Raw genomic sequence first — 16227 nt, 5'->3', positions numbered from 1 at the left:
GCCCGGCCGCCCCGCCGCCGGGAGCCGGTGCGCCCGGGCGCTGCCCGCCCGTACCGGCCCGGTCCGTCATGCGGTTAAACTGTCGCCCACCGGCGAGGGTGTTCCCGCCATTCCGCAGCCCTGACCCCATGCACGAGCTTAGCTACGACATTCCCGGCGCCCTCATCGCCCTGACGCTCTTCGTCAGCATGGCGGCGGCGGTGGAAGTCGGCACCCGCCTGGGACGCCGCGCCGCGCCCGGGGCGCAGGATGCCTTCCGCGAGCACGTCCGCTTCATCCAGGGCGCCACTCTCGGCATCCTGGCCATCGTACTGGGCTTTACCCTGTCACTGGCGCTGCAACGCTACGACAGCCGCAGCGAGGCCCTGGTCGCCGAGGCCAACGCCCTGGGGACCGCCTGGCTGCGTATCGGCCTGCTGCCGCCCGAACAGGCTCCGCACATGCAGCGGCTCCTGCGTGCCTATGCCCAGACCCGCGTCGAGGCAGGACGGATCAGCCTGGACGACCACGGGGGGCGCCAGGCCCTGGCCGCCCGCACATCGGCGGCGCGGGACGCCCTCTGGGAGGGGGTGCGCCAGGTGATCGCCGTCGATTCCCGGCCGGCCACCGGCGGACTTTTCGTCCAGGCCATCAACGAAGCCTTCGATAATGCCGACACCCGCGAAGCCGCCCTCGACCGCCATGTGCCGGAACCCATCCTGGATTTCCTCTACGCCTGTCTCCTGTTCGCCGGGGGCGTCGTCGGTTACGGCGCGGGTCTGGCCGGCCACCGGCTCTCCCTGGCGGGGTATCTGCTGGCCGGGATGATGGTGTTCCTGGTTTTCCTCGTCCTCGACCTCGACCGGCCCCGCCGCGGCCTGGTCCAGGTCAGCCAGCGCTCCCTGGTGGAACTCGTCGCTGCCTGGCCCGCCGCGCCGCGGTGAGCCCTGGTCTGCGCCCCTCGCCCGCTGCCCCCATGAGCCCGAACGCTCCCGTCGCCGTGTTCGATTCCGGCCTGGGCGGCCTCACCGTCCTGCGGGCCCTGCGCGACCGGTTGCCCCAGGAGGACTTCTTCTATTTCGCCGACACCCGCTTCCTGCCCTACGGCGACCGGCCCGAGGTCTTCCTGCGCGAGCGCGGCGTGGTTATCGCCCAGGGCTTGGTGCGGCGGGGCGCCAAGGCCCTGGTCATCGCCTGCAACACCGCGACCGCGGCGGCGGCGGAAGCCATCCGGGCTGCCACCCGACTCCCCGTGGTGGCCCTGGAACCGGGCGTCAAGCCTGCCGCCGCCCTGAGCCGCAGCGGCACCATCGGCGTCCTGGCTACCACCCGCACCCTGGAGAGCGAGCGTTTCCGCAGCCTGGTGGATAGGCACGCCGAGGGCTTCCGGGTCATCGCCCAGGCCTGTCCCGGGCTGGCCGAGGCCATCGAAGCCGAGGGACCGGATGGGGAAGGCGTTGCGCAACTGCTCGACACCTTCGTTCCTCCCCTGGCGGCGGCGGATGTGGTGGTTCTTGGCTGCACGCACTATCCCTGGGTGTCGGCGGCGATTGCCCGCCGCTTGCCGCAGGCCGTGACCCTGCTCGACACCGGCGAAGCCGTGGCGCGGCAACTCGAGCGCATCCTTACGACGGCGGGGCTGCTCGGGGGAGGCCATGGGGGTCTCCGGGTGGCCACGAGCGGCGCTCCCCAGGTCGTGAGAGAGAAGGTCGCGCGCTTGTGGGGAACGCATCTTGCGGTTGAGCATTGGGAGCCCTGGACATGATGGATACGCAAAAACCCCTCGCCGGCCTGAAGGTCGTCGAACTCGGCACCCTTATCGCCGGGCCGTTCTGTACCCGCATCCTGGCGGAATTCGGCGCCGAGGTGGTGAAGGTGGAATCCCCCCAGGGCGGCGACCCCCTGCGCCTGTGGCGCAAGCTGCACGAGGGCACTTCGCTCTGGTGGGCGGTCCAGGCCCGCAACAAGCGTTCGGTCACGGCCAACCTGAAACATCCTGACGGTCTCGCCTTCGTGCGGCGTCTCATTGCCGGGGCCGACATCCTGGTGGAGAACTTCCGCCCCGGGGTGCTGGAAAAGCTGGGGCTGTCGTGGGAATCCCTGCAGGCCGCAAACCCCGGCCTGGTCATGGTGCGCCTTTCCGGCTTCGGCCAGACCGGGCCCTACAAGGATCAGCCGGGCTTTGGCGCGGTGGGCGAATCCATGGGCGGCCTGCGCTACATCACCGGCTTCCCCGACCGGCCGCCGGTGCGTACCGGCATATCCATCGGCGACTCCATCGCCGCCCTGTGGGGCGCCATCGGGGCCCTGATGGCCCTGCGCCACCGGGAGGTGCAGGGCGGTCCCGGACAGGTGGTAGACGTGGCGCTCTACGAAGCCGTGTTCGCCATGATGGAGTCGATGGTGCCGGAGTTCGACGTGTTCGGCTTCGTGCGGGAGCGCACCGGCAACATCATGCCCGGCATCACGCCGTCCAACACCCATACGACGCGGGACGGCAAGCACGTCACCATCGGCGCCAACGGCGACGCCATCTTCAAGCGCTTCATGCGGGCCATCGGTCGTGACGATCTGGCCGACGATCCCGGCCTGGCCGACAACGCCGGCCGCGATGCCCGGCGCGAGGCCATCTACGCCCTCATCGACGCCTGGTGCTCGGCCCACGATGAAGCCGAGGTGCTGGCCCTGCTGGAAAAAGCCGAGGTGCCCGCCTCGCGGGTCTATTCCGTGGCCGACATGTTCTCCGACCCCCAATTCCTGGCGCGGGAGATGATCCAGACCGCCCGCCTGGCGGGGGGGCGGGAAATCAAGGTGCCGGGCATCGTCCCCAAGCTGTCCCGGACCCCGGGGGGCGCCGAATGGCCCGGGCCGGCCCTGGGAGAGCACACCGACGCGGTGCTGGCCAGCCTGGGCTACGGTACGGAGGAGGTTGCCGCCCTGCGGGCGGCAGGGGCGGTCTGACACGAAGGCCCCGCAATGCTGGGGAAGTGTTCCCCTGCCACCGGGGAGAATCCCCGCTGCGGCCCGGACCCTGTCCGAGCGTCGAAAATCTGGCGATTCAGACCTCAGCGAAGCCGAAAACGCACCGGAATCAGGGTTTCCCTGGAGGCGTCGCCGGGGAGGCTCCTGAGGGAGCGGGCGGCCCGCAAGGCGGCCTGGTCGAGGATGCCGTGGCCGCTGCTCGTTTCCAGGCGTACGGCGACGGCATTCCCGTCGGCGTCGAGGATGAGGAGCACCAGGGCTTCGCCTTCCAGGCCGCGGGCGATGGCTTCCTCCGGGTAGAAGAGACCCGCCTCGTGCAGCTTTCTGAATTGGCGCTTGACCTCCTCCTGCCAGGTGCGGGAGGGGGCGGGGACAAGTTTGGGGCGCCGCGGCTCCGGAGGACGGGCCGTCGGGGGCGGCGGAGGGGGCTCCGGCTTGGCGGCGGGCTGCTCGGGCAGGAAGAGGGGCGGCGTCTCGGGCAGGGGGGCGGCCGGGGGGCGCAACTCGGCCACCAGCGGGCGCGGAGGGGCCGCCCGGGGGCGGGGCAGGAAGTCGCTGACGAAGGGCAGGCCGTGCGCGAGGAGGGACAGGGCGAGCGCCGCCAGCAGCCGGCGAGGGGGGGAAGTCATGCGAGAATGGCGGCTGGCGAAAATGACGGATGGCGGCATGGGGCGGACACTGGCGGCAATGATAATCGCACTGGGCCTGGGCGGGTTTCCGCCCATGCCGGCGTGGGCGGAAACCCGCCTGCCGAGTCCGGTGGAGTTTTCGGTGCAGATGGAACTCGGCGACCGCGCCAAGGCCGAGGCCTGGCTTGCCGCGGGCCTGCCGCCGGATTTCGAGGGTAGCCGCATCGGCAGCGGGCTCCAGATCGGGGCCTGGGAGGGCAATCTGGAGTTGATGCGCCTCTTCCTCGCCCACGGGGCCGATATCGATTACCGCAATGGCAACGGCGAGACCGCGCTGCTGCTGGCGGCCTGGCAGGGACGGCAGGCGGCGGTCGATTGGCTCCTGGAGCGGGGCGCCAAGATCAACGCCGGCGAGAAGCAGTGGTCGGCCCTGCATTACGCGGTGTTTGCCGGCCACGGCGACCTGGCCCGCCAGCTCATCGAGCGGGGCGCCGACATCGATGCCCGCAGCAGCAACGGGTCCAGCGTGCTGATGATGGCCATTTACGAAGGGCGCGAGGAACTCGCCCGCCTGCTCATCGAAAAGGGGGCCGACCGGTCGGTCAAGAACGACTGGGGCGACGGCGCGCTGGAATGGGCCATGCGTAACAACAATCTCAAGCTCGCCCGGCTGGTGACCAGCCCGGAGGAATTCAACATCGCCGTGGCCCAGCCCAAGGCCAAATGGGGCGAGCCTCGCCGTTCCCACCGCAGTTCCAGGGAATTGGACGAGCTCTTGCGCATGCGGGAAATCCTGGCCGAGCGCAAGTTATCCACCCAGACCGTCGACAACCGCATCGCGGCCGAGCGGGCGCGCATCGTGCGGGCGGAACTCAACCGGGATGGTCCGGCCCGGGCGGCGACCCTGGAGATCACCGCCAGCCGCAAGGATCCCAAGCAGCAGTCGGCCAACATCGTCGTCGACCAAAACGGCAAACCCGCAGGCTACAAGGTGCCGCCGGCCACCTTCACGGGCAAGCCGAAAATGCCGCCCCGGGGTAACGCCAAGAACTACTGATTGCCGCGCTTGCGGGCGGCTTCGTAGAGGGGCATCACTTCGGGCAGGTGGCGCTCGATTTCCTCGATGCGGTTCTTGCCCGCCGGGTGAGTGGAGAGCCACTGGGGCGGAGCGCCCTTGCTCTCGGCGCCCATTTTCTTCCACAGGCTGACCCCGGCCCGCGGGTCGTAACCGGCCCGGGCGGAGAGGTCCAGACCCACCACGTCGGCTTCGGTCTCGTCGTCGCGGCCGAACTTGAGGGTCATGAGATTGCCCCCCAACTGGAAGGCGCCGGCGTATTTGCCGCCGCCGATCAGCTCTCCCAGGATGGCGGTGCCGATCTGGGTGAGCTGGGTCTTGGCCACCCGCTCCCGGGCGTGTTCGCGCAGGGCGTGGGCTACTTCGTGGCCCATCACGATCGCGACCTCGTCATCGGAAAGGTGCAGGGTATCGATGAGTCCGGTGTAGAAGGCGATCTTGCCGCCGGGCATGCAGAAGGCGTTGAGCTCCTTGGATTTGATCAGGACGACTTCCCACTTCCAGCGATCGGCCCGGGAATTGAAGCGCTCGGTGTGGGGCAGGATGCGCTGGGCGATGGCACGCAGGCGCTGCACCTGGGGATGATTGTCCGGCACCAGGGCGCCCTGGGACGCGGCTTGCTGCTTCAACTGGGCGTACTGCTGGGCGGCGGCCTTTTCCAGCTGATCGGCCGGTACCAGCTTGCGTACTGGCGAAGCCTTGCCGACTTCGACCCCGTCACGAGGGGCTTCGGCCAGGCCGGGAAGAGGGAGGAGAAGGGCGAGCAGGAGGGCAGCGGGACGGAACATGACGATGGGGCGACCAGGGGTCGGCAGGGTTTCGACAAGGCGCCCATGATAGCCGGGAAGGCCGACGGATGGCGCGGTTGGCGCGCGGCATGGGTCTGGCGGCCGGGGTCACGGTTGAGGCGTATGGGGTTTGTTGGTTCAAAGCGACACAAAGCGGCAATTGTGCAGTCGGGTAAGCGGACGCCCGGGAATGGTTGAGCTTGGCTGCCGGGAGTGACGGATCAAGTATCAGCGACAGCGACTTGTTTTGCGCCGGCATGAATCCAAAGAAGAAACTGGTCTGCGCGACGGCTGTGAACCGAGCCTAGATTGACCAATGGGGGTTCTGATGCCTCGGCTAAAGCGACATTAGAAATACGGCGTGGGAAGTAGAGACGGCTTCGACGAATGACCCACGGGCGTGCGGCAGCAAGGACTTGGGCATGGGACATACAAACTGCTCCCGTTTCTCTCGAATAAAGTGCCGGTGTATCAACGACCCGTGTATTGCAGAAAGGCGATGTCCCCGGAGGCGATGGGTGCGGCGATTGGCCGGCCAACACCCTCCAGAAGTTCCGGCGCAGTGGCCACCCGGTGCAGCCCGGCAACCCGCGCCTCGAGCAGTCGCGCCACGCCCCTCGCTACGGCAACGGAAAGCAATAGCGGGGTCTGGGCGTTGGCGAGGATGCCGGCATGGCGGCGCACGTGCTCCTCGATCTGGTACAGGCGCGCCGGCGGATAGATCGGCACCGCCCCCGCCCCCGCCCGGAGAATGCCCAGGTAGGCGTAGAAGTACTCGGGGCCGGTGGGCAGCATGATGGCCACCGGCGACGGCCCCCCGGAGACGATGTGCAGCGCGGCAAGCAGGTCCCGAACCGTCGTCGCCTCGCCCCGGGGCCAACTCGGGCAGGGCCAGGCCGAACTCGCCCTCCATGCGTACCGCCAGTTCCACGCGGCTCAGACTGTCGAGGGCGAAATCCCGCTCCAGATTGCTGTCGAGGGTGACGGCCCGGACGCCGGCAGTACCGGGATGCAGGTCGGCGAGAAATTGTCGGGTCACGGCCAGCGCCCGGGATGCGTTCGGAACCAGCCGGCTGTGCCGGCTATCTGCCGCGCCATGGCCTGGTTCCCGGGCGGCCCGGCCTGGGTGCTCAGCGCAGCACATCGCTCGGTTCGCAGGACGACGCCACGCCCACCCGCTGCAGGTTGGCGGCCAGCCACAAGTCCGTCCGCCGCCGGCCCTCCTCGTACAGCGCGGCGATGAAGGATGCGTGGGTGTTGGCCTTGCTCAGGACGCCCAGGGTGCTCATGTACTTGGGGGCATCGATCAGATGCAGGTGCAGACGGCGCAGCTTGCGCTGCAGGCGGCCGATGGCACCCCAGCCCCGCTCCGCCTCCTGCTTCGCCAGGAACAGACCCTGGATTTCGGCGAAAAACCCGGCAGTGAAGCCGATCTCGGTCAAGCGTCGGGCGATCTCGTCGGCCGTGGCCGGAATCGTTGCCAGTGGCTCGCCGTGGAGCAGCACCATCAGCAGATCGTCGGCGGAACATCCGGCAAGCAACGGATAGAGCGGCGGGTTGGCGGTCAGGCCGCCATCCCAGTAGGCTTCGCCGTCGATCTTGATGCTGTGGTGCAGCGCCGGCAGGCAGGCCGACGCCAGCAAGGCCTCGAGGGTGATCTGCCGGGTGCCGAAGATGCGCAACGTGCCCGTGCTGACGCGGGTTGCGGCGATGAACAGGGCGATCGGGCAGTCGGTGCGCAGACCTTCGAAATCGACCTGATCCTCCAGGATATCCCGCAATGGGTTTACGTCCAGGGGATTGAGCTGATAAGGAGAGAAATACCGCGTCATGAAGAGAAAGGCCCGCAGCGGGTTGTCGCTGCCCAGGGCTCCGCCGCCATCCGGCGCGAACGGATTGTCGGGTATGGCCGTCAGGGGTTCGCGAGTGGCGACCGCGTCCCAGAAGCGCTTCAGGGCAAGGCGTGCGCCGTCCCGCCCGCCACGGGTATAGCCGTGGGCCAGCACCACCGCATTCATTGCCCCGGCGCTGGCACCGCTGATTCCCTCGATGCCGAGCCGCGGCTCTTCCAGCAGGCGGTCGAGTACCCCCCAGGTGAAGGCGCCGTGGGAACCGCCGCCTTGCAGGGCGAGGGTGATGGTCTTATTGCGCATGGATGTTGACCTCCACCAGGTGCTCCCGTCGGTCATCGACCAGGCGGAGCGCCATATCGGGCTGCGCGGCGCCATCGACGAGCACGCCGATGCCGGGTGCCCCGCTGGGCAAGGGCGTGACGGCGATGTGATAGACCGTCTCGCCAAACCGGTAATGAATCTTGAACGGCTGCCCGTCGGGCGGAAGGCAGGGGGCCAGATGCAGGGTTTCGCCCGCCCGGTGCAGGCCGAGGAGCGATTCGACGACGAGCCGATACATCCACCCCGCCGAGCCGGTATACCAGGACCAGCCGCCGCGGCCGACATGGGGCGCGACCGCATAGACATCGGCCGCCGCGACATAGGGTTCTGCCTTGTAGACGGCGGCGCCCTGGGGCGAGCGCGCATGATTGACCGGGTTGATGAGGTCCAGCAGTTCCCAGGCGCGCGCGCCGTCCCCGAGGGCGGCGAAAGCCATGGCGGCCCAGATGGCGCCGTGGGTGTATTGGCCACCGTTTTCGCGCACCCCGGGAACGTAACCGCGGATGTAGCCCGGGTCCATGCCGGATTTGTCGAAGGGCGGGTCCAGGAGCTGCACGAGGGACTCGCCGCGCCGAACCAGGAATCGATCCACCGCGTCCATGGCCAGGCGGGCGCGGCCGGCATCCCCCGCTCCGGAAAGCACCGACCAGCTCTGGGCGATGGAATCGATGCGGCATTCGGCATTGGCGGCAGCACCGAGGGGGGTGCCGTCATCGAAATAGGCCCGCCGATACCAGGCCCCGTCCCAGGCGTGCAACTCGATGTTCTCGTGCAGCCGCCCCGCCTCTTCAACGCACAGCCGGGCGAAGTCGGGGTCGCCATGGGCTTCTGCCAGTCTGGCGAAGCGCCGCAACACGTCGCAGAGGAAGAAGCCCAGCCAGACGCTTTCCCCGCGACCCTGGAAGCCCACCAGGTTCATGCCGTCGTTCCAGTCGCCCGAGCCGATCAGGGGTAACCCGTGGGCACCGAAGCGCAGGCCGTGCCGGATCGCCCGCAGGCAATGCTCGTAGAGGCTTGCCGTTTCGCTGGAACGGCCCGGCAGGTCGTAATAGGAGTCATCCTCGGCATTGACCGGCCGGCCCTCGAGGAAGGCGATCGTCTCGTCCAGCACGCCGGAGTCTCCGGTCGTCGCCACGTACCGGGCGACGGCCAGGGGCAGCCACAGGTAATCATCGGAGCAATGGGTGCGGACACCCCGCCCCGCAGGCGGATGCCACCAGTGCTGCACGTCGCCCTCCACGAACTGGCGGCTGGCACAGAGGAGCACGTGGTCGCGGACCAATCCGGGTGCGCAATGAACCAGGGCCATCACATCCTGCAACTGGTCGCGGAAGCCGAAGGCGCCCCCCGATTGGTAGTGGCCGCTGCGGGCCCAGAGGCGGCAGGACAGGGTTTGATAAACCAGCCAGCCGTTGGCCAGTACATTGACTGCCGGATCGGCGGTTTCCACCTGGACAGCGCCCAGGGTGTGATTCCACTGGTGCCAGACAGCTTCCAGCGCCACCCGCGCTGCGGCGACCCCCCGGAAACGCTGCGCGAGCTGGCTGGCGTCTTCGGCATCGCGCCCCAGACCGAGCCGGAAGACGACATCGCGGCCCTGGCCGTCGGGAAGATCGACGCTGACCTGGATGGCGGCGCAGGGGTCGAGCCCTGCCCCCAGCCGGCCGGAGAGACGTGTGCGACCCAGGGCCGCCGGGCGATGCAGGGAACCGTTGCGCCCGATGAACTCCGTCCGGTCGCCGGTGACGGTACGGGCCGCGGCATCGGTGTCAAAAAACGCCACCCGTTCCGCGAATTCCCCGTTGTAGGGGTTGCGTGCCCACAGCGCCTTGCTCGCCACGTCGACCCCGGTACTCACGTGCATGGCCGATTTTGCCGGCAGATCGCCCAGCACCCACTCGACATAGCCCGTGGCGGTCAGGCGCCGCGGGCGGCCGGAGGCGTTGCGCAGCTTGAGTTGGGAAAATTTGACCGGGGCGTCGGTGGCCACGTAGACCCACAACTCCGAATAGATCCCGTCACTGCAGGTTTCGAAGACGCTGTAGCCGAAGCCGTGCCGGATCACGTGGGTCGTCGCGGATGCGGCGGGTGAAGGCGTCGGGGACCAGAGGTGGCCGGTCTCTTCGTCCCGCAGGTAAAAAGCCTCGCCGCCGGCATCGCTCACCGGGTCGTTGGCCCAGGGGGTGAGGCGGAACTCATGGGCGTTCTCGCTCCAGGTGTAGGCCGTGCCGTTTTCGGAAACCACGGTTCCGAAATGGGGATTGGCCAGCACGTTGACCCAGGGTGCCGGCGTGGTCTCGCCGGGTTTGAGCACGACGACGTATTCACGCCCGTCCGGGGTGAATCCGCCCAGGCCGTTGCAGAGGATCAGATCGTCCCGGGCCATGGATGGCGGTGAAACCGGTTCCGACGGCAGCCGCCGGCTGGGCGGCAGATGGGGAATCTTCGCTTCCGCCATGGCGCTTCGGTCGAGCTGTTCTGCCAGGCCGCCGTTGCAGTCGGTGATGATGGCGCGGGCCACGGCCTGGAGCAGGACACGGTCCTCGCTCGAAATCTGCTCGGCCTGCCGCACGAAGATTCCGCCGGGGCGATCGATGACGCTGGCCTCGATACCCGACGAGATCATGCCCATGATCTGGTCCTGAAGCCGCTGCCGATAGCCGGCGTGATCCTCGTTCCAGATCACCAGATCCACCGCCAGGCCCTTCCGCCGCCAATAGGCGTGGGCCTGGACCAGCTGGCGTACGAGATCGATATGGGCGACGTCGCCGATCTGCAGGAGGACGATGGGCAGGTCGCCGGAAATGGCGTACCCCCACAGTCCCGACTGCCCACGGCGATTCTTCAGCAGTACGCTGCTGTCGGCGCGCAGGGAGGCATGGGCGTAGATGACCCGGCTGGCGAGCCGGGCGTAAAGCTCCGAGTCGCTTTCGCTGGCGTTGAGTTGCCAGAGAACGACCTGGCTGTGGGTCCACGTCAGGTCGAAGACCCGGTCGGCGAGGTGCCTGTCCTGGTATTTGTCCGCCAGCCCGAGGACGGCGTCTCGGCTGTCGGCGATACCGCTCACCAGGTCGACGGTGGCCGACTGCCCGGCGTCGAGCGTCAGCGAATAGCGGATGGCGACGATGGGGTCGAGCACCGAACCCGCGCTGCCGGAGAGCGGCCCCGCCTGCACCAGGGCCTGCGGCGACGCCGCATCCCGCGTACGGCCGATGAAGCGCGCCCGGTCGGTCTCGTAGGATACATCGGCAATGGCCGTGCCATGGACCGCCATCAGGTGGAACATCCAGGGCACCGGCTCCCCGTTGGAACGGGGTCTCCGGGTGCACAGGATGGCCCGCCGTTCCGGCAGGATCTCGGTCTGCACGAACAGGTTGCTGAAAGCCGGGTGCAGCGCTTCGGCGGCGGGTGGCGCGATCACCACCTCGGCGAAGCTGGTGATGTCGATGGCCCGCCGCTGCCGCGAACGGTTGGCGACACGGATGCGCCGCAGCTCGATGTCGTCTTCGGGCGAGACGACGATTTCGGTATGGGTCTCGAAGCTTCCGTCCCCGCCATCCACGATGTCGTGCCGACGAAACTCGGCCCGCCCTTCCGAGAAGACGGCCTCGTAGCTGGCCGCCGGGCGGCAGGTCGGCTGGTGGGCAGTGGACCAGAAGTCCCCGCTCGCCAGGTCCCGCAGGTAACAGAAACTGCCCCAGTGGTCGCGGGTGACGTCCTCGCGCCAGCGCGTCACCGCCAGATCTTTCCAGCGGCTGTAGCCGCCGCCGGCATGGGTGACCATGACGTGGTAGCGGCCATTGGACAGCAACTGAACTTCGGGAAGCGGTGTATCCGGGCTCTTGAACACCCGGATCGGCGTTTCGGCGCTGGCCGCTGGTGAGCGCGCATCGGCCAGTTCGGCGGTATGGGAAAAGAGCGCGGTCGCCTTGGGAATGCGTTCCTGGAGCAGCAGCATCACCGCCTGGAACAGCCGGTCCGAAGCGAAGCGCCGCTGCATGGGCTGATCCAGGAGCAGGTAAGCCAGCGCAAGGAGGCTCATGCCCTGATGGTGCGCCATGAAGGAGCGCACCACCGCCTGGGCCTGGCCCCGCCGCTGCCGGGCCGGCGTGTAGTCGATGGCCTCGAAGAAGCCGTATTTGCCGAGAAAACCCTCGGCCGCGAGCCGTTGCAGGTTGCGGCAGGCTTCTTCCGGCGCCACCATCAGCGCCAGGGCCGAGGCATAGGGGGCGATGACCAGATCTTCCGCCAGGCCGCGCTTGAGCCCGAGGCCCGGGACGCCGAAAGCCCGGTACTGGTAGTTGAGATGGACATCCACCGTGTTGTACCCCGATTCCGACATCCCCCAAGGCACGCCGCGCTGGATGCCGTATTCGATCTGCCGGGCCACCGCCGCCTTGCAGGTCTGGTCGAGCAGGGTGTTCTCGTAGCTGGGCATCACCAGGAGCGGCATCAGGTATTCGAACATGGAGCCGCTCCACGACAGGAGGACCGGGTCGCCCCCGGTGCCGGTCAGCAAGCGGCCCAGGGCGAACCAGCTTTCCTGGGGCAACTGGCCCTGGGCAATGGCAACGAAGGCGCACAGGCGCGCCTCCGAGGCAAGCAGGTCGTAATAGCTGGCATCCACCCGATGCTCATGGACGTTGTAGCCGATGGAAAGCAGATGGCGGGTCCGGTCATACAGGAATTCGTAGTCCATGCACGCCATGTCGCCCGCCCGGGACGCAAGACCGATCAGCGCCGCCATGCGGTCGCGGGCACGGCTGCTGCCTTGGGCAATGTGACGCCGCAATTCTTCCAGCCAGTCGCGCTGCGCTGGCGTCGTTCCTGCCTCGAGCCGGTGGGCGAGGCGGGGATTCAGTGCCGAATCCAGATGCGCCAGACCGCGCAGGGTGGGTATGGCCATGGCATCCGAAAATTCTTCCAGCCCCCCCGGCGCTGCCGGCAGCGCCGACCAGGGCGCGAGAAAGCCCAATTCCTCCACGGCATCGCTGCTTTGCCGCGCCAACTCGTGCATCCACCGCGCAATCTCGCCTTCGTCGTCACGGCCGTCGGCCATGCTGGCACAGCTCGCGACCCGGGCCGACAGTTTCCCCAGGGCCCGCCGCATCGCTGGCAGCGTTCCGGGCGCAGCGCCAACCGCCGCTTCAAGCTCCCGGGCACAGTCCTGCAAATGGTGGGTCACCGTCTTGTTCTCGATGCCCACTTCATCGACCAGCACGCCGAAGGTGTCCCGCACGCCTTCGAAGAGCCGGCCCGAGAGAATCGGCGCGTCGACCACGCCGAGCAGGCCGGCCCGCAGGGTCAGCAGGTGCCCGGCGAGGTTGCCGCTATCCACCGTCGACACGTACAGCGGCGGCAGGGGCTGTAGCGTCTGGGTGTCGTACCAGTTGTAAAAATGCCCGCGGTAGCGCTCCAGGCCCTTCATCGTCCCCAGGGCGCGGGCTGTGCGGTCGATCAGCCCGGCCGTCGTGACATAGGCAAAATCGTGGGCTGACAGCGTCGCCAGGAGTGCCAGACCCATGTTGGTGGGCGACGTGCGATGGGCCACCGAGGCCGCCCGGTATTCCTGGAAGTTATCCGGCGGGAGCCAATGGTCCTCGGCAGCAACGAAGCGGTCGAAGAATCCCCAGGTCCGGCGCGCCACGGTGCGCAGGAAGAAGCTCTGTTCTGCGGACAGCGCCGCCTGGCGCGGTGCAAGAGGGCGACTGACCCACCAGGCGAGCAACGGTGCGGTGACCCACAGCAGCAGGATAGGCCCCGCCGCGGGCAGGGCGGCAGCGTTCCAGGCAGCCAGTTCCACAGCCACCACTGCGGCGAGGGTTGGGGCAGCCCACAGGGTACGGTAGTTGGCGGCGAGATCGGTTCTCCTGGCCAGGCGATCGACCTCGCTCGACGGATTCCATTCCAGAAGCTGGCGGCCGCTGACGACAGTACGCCACAGGGTGCGCAGAATGGCGTCGAGGGTGTAGCACGCTTCATAGGGCAGGCAGGCGATCTCGAAGGCGACCTGCCGCATCTGGCGGGACACGGTCCGCCATGCGGCGCTCAGGTGTTGGGTGACGAGTACCTCGCCCGGCTTGCGGAAGAGGCCCACCGCGGCGCTTGCCAAGGGCGGCAGCAGCACGAGGGCAAGCACCGCCAGGGTCCATGGCGTGGGCGCGGGCAGTGAAGCCCATCCGAAGAGCAGGAGGCCGGTCATCGTTGCCGGGATGAGGCTGCGCCGCAGATTGTCGAAGAGCTTCCACTGGGACAGGGGCGACAGGGGATTGCGCTCCCGCCGTTTTCCGGCCTCCGGTCGTCCCGCCGGCACCCGGCGCCATAGCCAGCCCGCCAGTTGCCAGTCGCCGCGAATCCAGCGGTAGCGGCGGCTGACGTCGGCGCCGTAACGGGCCGGGTAATCGTCGTACAACTGCACGTCGCTCAACAAGCCCGAGCGGGCATAACAGCCTTCCAGGAGGTCGTGGCTGAGGATGCGGTTCTCCGGAAAGCGTCCCGCCAGGGCCAGTTCGAAGGCGTCGATGTCGTAAATGCCCTTGCCGATGAAAGAGCCTTCGCCGAACACGTCCTGATACACATCGGAGACCGCGTGGGTATAGGGGTCGATGCCGGGCTCGCCGCCGTAGAGGCGTGCGTAGTGAGAGCGATGGGTGCCCGGCAGGCTGACCGTCACCCGCGGCTGCAGAATGCCGTAACCGGCCACCACCCGCCGCTGCCCCGCGTCGTAGCGCGGCCGGTTGAGGGGATGGGCCATGGCGCCGACGAATTGCCGGGCGGCATCCCGCGGCAGCTGGGTATCGGTATCCAGGGTGATGACGTACTTCACCCCGGACAGCGCCGCGATCTCGCCCTCCACCACCGCAAAGGCCTCCGTGGTGCCCTTCCGCAGCAGGGCGTTGAGGTCGGACAACTTGCCGCGCTTGCGCTCGTAGCCCATCCAGCGCCGCTCCCTGGGGTTCCACCGGCGTGGCCGATGGAACAGGAAGAAGACCTTGCCGCCGCCAGCCCCGTCGTACTTGGCGTTGAGTTCCCCGATCCGCTGGTGGGCCAGGGCCACCAGAGCTCCGTCGCCGGGCAGGGTTTCCGCGGCGGCATCAAGAAAATCGGTCAACAGGGCAAAATGCAGTCCCTCGTCGCGGTTGGCCAGGAAGCGCACCTCCAGGGCCTCGACCAGATCCTCGACGCCAGCGGCGCTGCTCAGCATGGTGGGGACCACGACCAGCGTACGGAACCGGGGCGGTATCGCCTGTGAAAAATCCATGCGCGGCAAGGGGTGGGCCGTCACCAGCAGGGTGGCCCCCCAATTGACCAGGGATACCGCCAGCTGGCTGGCGCCCAGGAGCACGAGGGCGGCGACCGGCAGCAGCCCCGCGAGTGGCCAGTTTGCCGGAACCAATGCCAGGAATCCGCCGGCCGCGAGCGCCGTGACCAGGGCGACAGCCCCGAGATAGAGGAACAGGGGGCAACGCGCGGCCCTGCGGCGCCAGGTCTCGCCCCAGGCAATGCGAGCCCGGGCGTGTCGCTCCAGTGCCGGCCGCCCCCGGTCGATCAGGTAGTAACCCACGTGGGCCGCCGGGTCGTCGTCGCCGCCACCCTCGGCCTGGGCGGCCGTGGCCAGATCGACGGCCAGGCGGGCAAGCTCGCCCTCGGTCAGGCGGCTGCCCTTGGCGATCTCTTCGGTGGCGTGGCGGTAGCGGTCTCGGCTGACGAAGTCCATGCCGCCATAGACGCCGCTGGGATCTTCGCGCAAGGTTCGCTCGACGACGCTCATGCTCTCCACGAAGGCGCGCCAGTCGGTGGCGCCGAGCACGCGCAGGCTGCCGATGCTATTGCTGATGGAAACCTGGTCGGCAGCCTGCTGCTGATTCTCGGCCTGGACCAGGTGGTCGATGGTCTGCCCGGATTCCGCAAGCCGTTGTTCGATCCAGGTAAGCGGCAGGGCCAGGGCCGGGCCCTGGCCCTTCAGGCGACGGGCCAGTTCGGCGACGAAGGTGCTGACCATGGGAGGGTCCGAGTGGGCCATGTCGGCGATCACCAGGATCAGGCTTTTTGGATCCTCATCGACGATCTCCAGCATGCGGTCCGCCCAGGAATCGGCCAGATTTCTCTCGCCCCAGCCCGCAGCGATGCGCACGCTGACGCGACGAAGGTTCTCGATGACGGCGAGACGCAACATGATGGGGATGGCCCACAATTCCCCCAGCTTGAGCGCGGTCACCGTCTGGTACGCGGCGACGAAGCGGCCCAGCGTTTCCGTGTCGATGCGTCCATCCCCGTGGGCGACGGTTTCCAGGGCCATGTCGTAGACCCGGGGCCGACCGCCCCAGGGCGTCTGCTCCAGGCGCGGCAGTTCGCGGCTGTAGCCCCTGGGCAGGTGCCGCTTGGCGGTGCCGATCTGCTCTTCTACGAGGTAGAAGTTGTCGAGCAGCCACTCTCCTGCCGGGGTGACCTGGCGGTTTTCCAGGACCACTGCCGTTAGCAAGCTGCAGACGTCGATCAGGGCATCTTCGTTGGCCGCGAGGCGGCCGAGCAGACGATCCGGCGCGTGCCCCCGCGCTACCCGGTGCGAGGCGGCGAGGGCCTTGCCGTGCTGCTCCATC

9 protein-coding genes and 1 pseudogene are annotated in these 16227 nt (G+C 68.2%); 4 read left to right on the top strand and 6 right to left on the bottom strand.

The window, feature by feature from the left end; genetic code table 11:
• Window positions 1-128 precede the first annotated feature (128 nt).
• From IPM73_11795 to IPM73_11785, 3 genes are read left to right on the top strand one after another with little or no spacing between them, the layout of a single operon-like run.
• Complete coding sequence (locus tag IPM73_11795) at window positions 129-923, top strand: hypothetical protein (GenBank protein MBK8918693.1); 795 nt, start codon at window positions 129-131, stop codon at window positions 921-923.
• Between the two features lie 32 nt (window positions 924-955).
• On the top strand, window positions 956-1744 hold the full coding sequence (murI, locus tag IPM73_11790) for a glutamate racemase (GenBank protein ID MBK8918692.1): 789 nt from the start codon (window positions 956-958) through the stop codon (window positions 1742-1744).
• Window positions 1741-2940: a CoA transferase gene (locus IPM73_11785; GenBank protein ID MBK8918691.1), complete on the top strand. Its 1200-nt coding sequence runs from the start codon at window positions 1741-1743 to the stop codon at window positions 2938-2940. Before murI ends, IPM73_11785 begins: the two co-directional genes overlap by 4 nt.
• 104 nt (window positions 2941-3044) lie before the next feature.
• Here IPM73_11785 and IPM73_11780 read toward each other — a convergent pair whose 3' ends face one another.
• The gene (locus tag IPM73_11780; protein ID MBK8918690.1) at window positions 3045-3590 is read right to left on the bottom strand and encodes an energy transducer TonB; all 546 of its coding nucleotides are present in this window, start codon (window positions 3588-3590) and stop codon (window positions 3045-3047) included.
• A gap of 58 nt (window positions 3591-3648) precedes the next feature.
• Between IPM73_11780 and IPM73_11775 the strand changes: the two genes are divergently transcribed.
• Window positions 3649-4647 carry an ankyrin repeat domain-containing protein gene (locus IPM73_11775; protein ID MBK8918689.1) on the top strand — a complete coding sequence of 333 codons (999 nt, stop codon included), beginning with the start codon at window positions 3649-3651 and terminating at the stop codon, window positions 4645-4647.
• Here IPM73_11775 and IPM73_11770 read toward each other — a convergent pair.
• The 5 genes and pseudogenes from IPM73_11770 to IPM73_11750 form a co-directional block, all read right to left on the bottom strand.
• Complete coding sequence (locus IPM73_11770) at window positions 4641-5453, bottom strand: M48 family metallopeptidase (GenBank protein MBK8918688.1); 813 nt, start codon at window positions 5451-5453, stop codon at window positions 4641-4643. The two genes, IPM73_11775 and IPM73_11770, sit on opposite strands and share 7 nt — an antisense overlap.
• 471 nt (window positions 5454-5924) lie before the next feature.
• The gene (locus IPM73_11765) at window positions 5925-6248 is read right to left on the bottom strand and encodes a hypothetical protein (GenBank protein ID MBK8918687.1); all 324 of its coding nucleotides are present in this window, start codon (window positions 6246-6248) and stop codon (window positions 5925-5927) included.
• An 85-nt stretch (window positions 6249-6333) separates the two neighbouring features.
• Window positions 6334-6597, bottom strand: a pseudogene (locus IPM73_11760) (acyl carrier protein).
• Entirely contained in the window at window positions 6584-7606 is a 1023-nt protein-coding gene (locus IPM73_11755) for a patatin-like phospholipase family protein (protein MBK8918686.1), read from the bottom strand. Before IPM73_11755 ends, IPM73_11760 begins: the two are co-directional and overlap by 14 nt.
• Window positions 7596-16226 (bottom strand): cyclic beta 1-2 glucan synthetase, encoded by an 8631-nt coding sequence (locus IPM73_11750; GenBank protein ID MBK8918685.1) that lies wholly within the window; start codon window positions 16224-16226, stop codon window positions 7596-7598. Before IPM73_11750 ends, IPM73_11755 begins: the two co-directional genes overlap by 11 nt.
• Between the last annotated feature and the right edge of the window lies 1 nt (window position 16227).

The organism is Betaproteobacteria bacterium, assembly GCA_016720065.1.
Taxonomy (GTDB): domain Bacteria; phylum Pseudomonadota; class Gammaproteobacteria; order Burkholderiales; family Rhodocyclaceae; genus SSSZ01.
This window is presented reverse-complemented; position numbering and strand designations above follow the sequence as displayed.